This is a genomic window from Tabrizicola flagellatus (assembly GCF_008271465.1).
GTDB classification, from domain to species: domain Bacteria; phylum Pseudomonadota; class Alphaproteobacteria; order Rhodobacterales; family Rhodobacteraceae; genus Tabrizicola; species Tabrizicola flagellata.
Genome location: NZ_VMDU01000032.1, coordinates 1 through 5,037 on the forward strand (window position 1 = coordinate 1; position 5,037 = coordinate 5,037).

Sequence of the window (5,037 nt, forward strand, 5' to 3'; positions counted from 1 at the left end):
GGAAAACCAGCCTGCATCGTCAGTGATAACGGGACCGAGTTCACCAGCAAGGCGAACGGGTGCTCTCCCGGCGTGAGGCGGCAGCGTACGGCCAGGTGGGCGCGTCCACCGTCAATGTCACGATCAACGCGCGGGATGCCGAGAGCTTCCGCCAGTCCCGAACGCAGGTCGCCAGCGACATCGCCCGCGCCGTGTCGCTGGGCCGGAGGGGGATGTGATGACGTTTCACGAGGTCCGGTTTCCGGACAACATCAGCCGCGGGGCACGCGGTGGTCCCGAGCGGCGCACGCAGATCGTCGAGCTCGCCTCTGGCGCCGAGGAGCGCAACGCCAGCTGGGCCAACAGCCGCCGCCGCTACGACGTCGCCTACGGCATCCGCCGCGCCGACGATCTGGCGGCGGTCGTCGCCTTCTTCGAGGCCCGGAATGGCCGCCTGCACGGCTTCCGCTTCAAGGACTGGGCCGACTTCAAGTCCTGCCTGCCATCGCAGACCGGGTTGGACCTCCTTCAGCCCTCGGGCAAGGCCTACGGCCAGCCGGACGACTTCAGCAACCGGCCCGGGGTCTACGCGGCGTCCGACGCGCTGTGGGCGATGATGTATGCCCTGCGCGGACCGGCAGCGCAGGGGCAGATGGACATGTGTCTGCGCTTCAAGACCCGCGACGGTTGGTCGTCGCCCCGCTATTTTTACGCGCTGGGTGCTGCGGCAGGCTGGGCCGGTCCGGCACAAGACCTGATGGCGCCGGGGTGGGTCCATGTCCTTGGTCGGGAAGGCTTCGAGCCCTCCCCGCCCTACAGGCATCCGCAATTCGGATGGGTTCAGGAACTGCACTGGGTGCGCCCGGCCCCTGTGATCCCCGTCATGCGAGTCGCCGTCCGGCCGCCGGACTTCCCCTTGCCGGTTGATGTTTACGACGTGGAGCGGATCCGGGCGCGATCGGCCAGCGACCCCTGGGGCTTTCCCTGGCGCGGCGACTGACGGATCGAGGTCGGCCCTCCAGTCTGCTGCGCTGCGACACGCGCTTGGGATCGGGCCACGACCTTCGGGCGATTGGGTACTCCCTGATTCCGGTCAACGTCTGGCTACGACCGGAACCAGGTGAGTCAGCCAGCCCTCTGTCTTTCCGGCCACAAGCGCGTCAGGATACACCTCGATGACAGGACCCAGAGAGACTTCGAAGCCCGATGCTGGCAAGATCCTGACCCAAATCTCCTCAAGCCCGGCCTTGAGATGCGAAACGAAGTCATTTCTCGGCATCCACTGCTCGATGCTGAGATACAACTGCTCGGGAATGACGATCGTGTCCCAACCAAGGCTCTCGTCATCTGACATAGCTGCACGAACTGCAGCCATGTAGACATGGGATCCGTCCTCGGCCGCGTCGAAACAGATGCCATAGCTGTGGCCGGAAACCTCGCCAGCAATCGTATCGCGCCCGTCGAGTTGTCTCCACGCTTGTTCGGGAGATGACCCGGGACTTGCGCCGATCCGGACGCTTCGACCGACATATTTCCACGCCGGCTCCCTCAGCAGCGTTGGTGTATTCATTCGAACCTGCACGTCCGTCTCAGTCATCTTGCCCTCCCTGGAGTTAATCTTTCGGAATTGTCCCGGCGGTATTCCGAACACGGACTTGAACGCGCGCGTGAACGTCTGCTGGGACTCGAAACCGCAGTCCAGCGCCACATCGATCAGGGCGGCGCCCTCGCATAGCCTCCCGGCGGCGTGCTCCAGCCGGACCCTCAGATAGAATGCGCTGGGAGATATTCCCTCGCTCGCAGTGAACAGCCTGGAAAAGTAGGGTGCCGAAATCCCAAGACCGTCCGCTATGGCGCTGATCTGTAGTGGACTCTCAGCGTGCCTTCTCATGAGCCGCTTGGCGCGTTCAACATAGCTCATCTCTTCCCTCATGCCTGCCACGCGGCACCGATAGCGGATACTGAAACCCTCTGTCTTTGCAGGATTTGACGTGTCGGAGATCCGGCTCGTGAAACGACCTCGTCGAACTGTAATTTCCTGGAGTCGCGCGGCAGCAGCGTGACCGGCTTGGTTGCGTTGTCATTATGGATCGTTCCCGGCGTCCAGCAGGGAGCGCAGCACATCGGCCTCTTCGGGCGGACTGGTAACCAGCGACAGCCAGTCGCCGTGTTGAAGAGCCGCCTCGACGGCCAGCTGGTATCGACGATAAAGGCCAAGCCTTGGGTCAAGCTCCCCCGCGCCGTCGCGCAGCATGCGCAGGTTCGCGACGGCATCGAACTCGCCCGCCTTTGCAACGTGATCGGCATAGCCTTCGACCAGCCAGTCGGGCGTGCGGGCATAGCGCCAGCGGCCAAGGGCTGCGACCTGCTGCACATGGGTGATCTCCTGCGCGATGAAATAGCTGAGTGGCCGGTCTTCCAGCGAAAACCGCCAGGTCGGGGGCGGGATCACGGCGTTACGGTCGATGTCGGCGGGACGGATGAAGATGTTAGCCGTCAGCCAGACATCGGTGATCCCGCCAAAGCCGGCAGACAGGGTGCGCCCGAAAAGGTGCAGCTTCCAGGTCTCGTTGCACAGATAAACCCGATAGGGCCCCGCTGCCGGCAGGTCGGAGGTGGCGATCCGTCGCTCCACATCGGCCAGAACGGCGGAAATGCCCGCAGAGAGCGGCCGGTCGGACCGCAGCACGATATCGCCCCGCCGGGCCTCGTAGGGAAACAGGGGGGCGGGCCACAGGGTCAGCGCGACCGCGGCGACAAGACCTCCCACGGCCAGCCAGCCGAGCGGCCGAACCAGCCAGCGCAGGACGAGGCGCATGATTAGGCGGTGCGAACCCATCGCGTCCTCCCGCATTAAATCGGCTGGATGCAGGCGCCGGACGCGGCGGTGTAACCCGCCGGTTCCAGCACCTCGGCTTTCGGCGGACCGGGCGGCACGCCATCGGTGACCAGCGGCCGGACAAGACGGATCAGCGCATCGGCAAAGCGGTCGGGCTGTTCCACCATCGGGGCATGGGCCGCTTCGTCGAGATAGACGAACGCCTTGTAGGGCGCGCAGATATTGTCGAAGTAGTCGCGCACCAGCTGGTGGTTCACTTGCCAGTCCTGCTTGCCTTCGATGAACACCACCGGCACCTGCCAGGCCGTGCCCCAGCGCAGGGCGTCAAAGGCCACAAGGTCCGGGTCAAGCGGCAGATAAGGCGTCTCATCCTCGGCCATGAGGGTCCAGAGATCGCGCCAGCCATAATCGGGCGACACCAGCGCAATCCGGATCAGGGCTGAGGCCAGACTTTGATACCCGAACACCCCTTCGCCGAAATGGGCGTTCCAACGGTGGCGCATAGAGTGCTTGTCCATCACCGTCGGAGGTTCGGGATAGGGGGCCAGCGCTTCAAGCTCGGCCACAGCCTCCGACAGGCCGATCTGGCGGGCGCGCATCAGCGTGTGGGCATAGCCCAGACGTTCGCTTTCCAGCGTGTTGATCGCCTGCCCGGTGCCGACATAGACCGAGAAGCGGTCGGGGTGCTCCATCACTGCGGCAATGCCGATCATCGAGCCCCAGGAATGGCCCAGAAGCACGATCCGGTCCTGCCCGAAGCGCGCGCGCAAATGGTCTGCCATCTCGATCACGTCCGCTGTCATCCGGTCGAAGGACATGGAGGCCGCGATCTCCTCGGGCGGGGTCAGCGCATAGGTCTTGCCCGCGCCGCGCTGGTCCCATTGGACGACAGTGAAATGATCCTCCCACCGGTCCTGAAACACATGCGCGATCGGCAGCATCGGCGTCCCCGGCCCGCCGTGCAGGTAAAGAAGAACCGGGTTGTCCCGGTCACGCCCCCGAATGTTGATGACCTGCGGGATGCCTCCGATCATGACAGTTTCGGTCAGTTCGATCCCGTTCGGACTGTCGATCCGGCGACGATCCGCGATCTCGTCCCTGAGGGTCTGAACGCACAGAACCCCGACAGCCGCCCCGGCGACAGTCAGGGAAAGCAGTCCCGCTGCACAAAGCAGGAGGATGCGAGGAAAGCAGCGATAGAGGGCAGGCATGGGTTTTCGGTCCTTGGGGTATGGTATGGCCCGACCGTGCCCTGACCGTACCTCCGCGTGCGACCGGGTCTGAGGACTCGGACATACAGGAGAAGGGAAAGTGACGGGTCAGAGCATCCGCTCCATCAGCGGCAGCATCCGCCCCGGAATGGCATCTGACGGCGCGTCGACCACCCAGCGAAACCCCTGGCCCTCATAAAACGGGCGCGCCTGCGGGTCGGCGAGGGCACGCACCTTGCACGCGCCTTCCGTCGTGGCAAGCCACAAGCATGACGACAGCAAGGCAGCACCAACGCCCCGACCCATCGCCGGTGGATCGACGAAAAGATGTTCGAGCTCTGCTGTCCCATCCCCATCCGGCGGCAGGATGGCCGCTACCCCGGCAAGGCTACCCGAAAGCTCGGCCACGAACACCCGCTCAGCCCTCAGCCAGTCCTCCGGCAGCACCAGCCTCGGTGCAGTGAGTGTCATGAAGGCGGCGTCATACCCCCAGTGGGCCTTCGAGCGAATGGAGAGGTCGTGCAGCGCCGAAGCCTCATCGACCTTCGCGCTACGGATGCTGACTTCGGACGTTGTGGAACCCGTGGCAGACGCAACGATCTGCGGTGTGTTGAAGGTTGTCATTGCCTCACATCCCTCCTTGCCGCGCCGGGGTACGCGTTCCTGCCGCAACTGTGACCTGGCCATCGACCAGCGCCAGACCCATCGCCGCCAACTCGGCCTCCCCGCCGCCAAGCAAGCTTCGGCCACGAGAGCGGCCCGAACGGTGGTTGCAGAGACCGCAGCGGCCTTGCCCCGACGATGCGACCCAAGGCGAGTATGGACAACCCCTTCCGGCGCAGGGACCGCTGGTTTGGTCGGGCTACAGTTGCCGCGAAGGCGATAGTGCGCGATTCATACAGGTCGACGGTGACCATCCTCGGCTCAGTGTCAGTCATCTCGGTTGGGGTGGCTGACCTGCCCCCCGGAAGTTCCCTCGCTGTGATGTAGAGTCTGCCCAACCTGAGA

The 5,037-nt window shown here is 64.5% G+C and carries 6 protein-coding genes; 2 read left to right on the top strand and 4 right to left on the bottom strand.

Going from position 1 to position 5,037, the window contains the following annotated elements:
* Positions 1-59 precede the first annotated feature (59 nt).
* Positions 60-218 carry a hypothetical protein gene (locus FL625_RS18165; RefSeq protein ID WP_160147822.1) on the top strand — a complete coding sequence of 53 codons (159 nt, stop codon included), beginning with the start codon at positions 60-62 and terminating at the stop codon, positions 216-218.
* The gene (locus FL625_RS18445; RefSeq protein WP_235019498.1) at positions 218-979 is read left to right on the top strand and encodes a DUF2460 domain-containing protein; all 762 of its coding nucleotides are present in this window, start codon (positions 218-220) and stop codon (positions 977-979) included. The genes FL625_RS18165 and FL625_RS18445 overlap by 1 nt, the downstream gene beginning before the upstream one ends.
* A 93-nt stretch (positions 980-1,072) precedes the next feature.
* Here FL625_RS18445 and FL625_RS17915 read toward each other — a convergent pair whose 3' ends face one another.
* The 4 genes from FL625_RS17915 to FL625_RS17930 all read right to left on the bottom strand — a co-directional run bounded on the left by FL625_RS17915 (position 1,073) and on the right by FL625_RS17930 (position 4,653).
* A complete protein-coding gene (locus tag FL625_RS17915) occupies positions 1,073-1,900 on the bottom strand; it encodes an AraC family transcriptional regulator (RefSeq protein ID WP_235019499.1) in 828 nt (275 codons plus the stop codon).
* Positions 1,901-2,062: 162 nt separating this feature from the next.
* The gene (locus FL625_RS17920; protein WP_149590030.1) at positions 2,063-2,818 is read right to left on the bottom strand and encodes a hypothetical protein; all 756 of its coding nucleotides are present in this window, start codon (positions 2,816-2,818) and stop codon (positions 2,063-2,065) included.
* Between the two features lie 14 nt (positions 2,819-2,832).
* Positions 2,833-4,029: an alpha/beta fold hydrolase gene (locus tag FL625_RS17925; protein ID WP_149590031.1), complete on the bottom strand. Its 1,197-nt coding sequence runs from the start codon at positions 4,027-4,029 to the stop codon at positions 2,833-2,835.
* Between the two features lie 108 nt (positions 4,030-4,137).
* Positions 4,138-4,653: a GNAT family N-acetyltransferase gene (locus FL625_RS17930; RefSeq protein ID WP_160147824.1), complete on the bottom strand. Its 516-nt coding sequence runs from the start codon at positions 4,651-4,653 to the stop codon at positions 4,138-4,140.
* Positions 4,654-5,037: the final 384 nt, after the last annotated feature.

What these genes read in the sequence shown, in the direction of transcription:
- FL625_RS18445 (WP_235019498.1), top strand. Translation starts at nt 218, where the DNA reads ATGACGTTTCACGAGGTCCGGTTTCCGGACAACATCAGCCGCGGGGCA.
- FL625_RS17915 (WP_235019499.1), bottom strand. Translation starts at nt 1,900, where the DNA reads ATGAGCTATGTTGAACGCGCCAAGCGGCTCATGAGAAGGCACGCTGAG.
- FL625_RS17920 (WP_149590030.1), bottom strand. Translation starts at nt 2,818, where the DNA reads ATGGGTTCGCACCGCCTAATCATGCGCCTCGTCCTGCGCTGGCTGGTT.
- FL625_RS17925 (WP_149590031.1), bottom strand. Translation starts at nt 4,029, where the DNA reads ATGCCTGCCCTCTATCGCTGCTTTCCTCGCATCCTCCTGCTTTGTGCA.
- FL625_RS17930 (WP_160147824.1), bottom strand. Translation starts at nt 4,653, where the DNA reads ATGACAACCTTCAACACACCGCAGATCGTTGCGTCTGCCACGGGTTCC.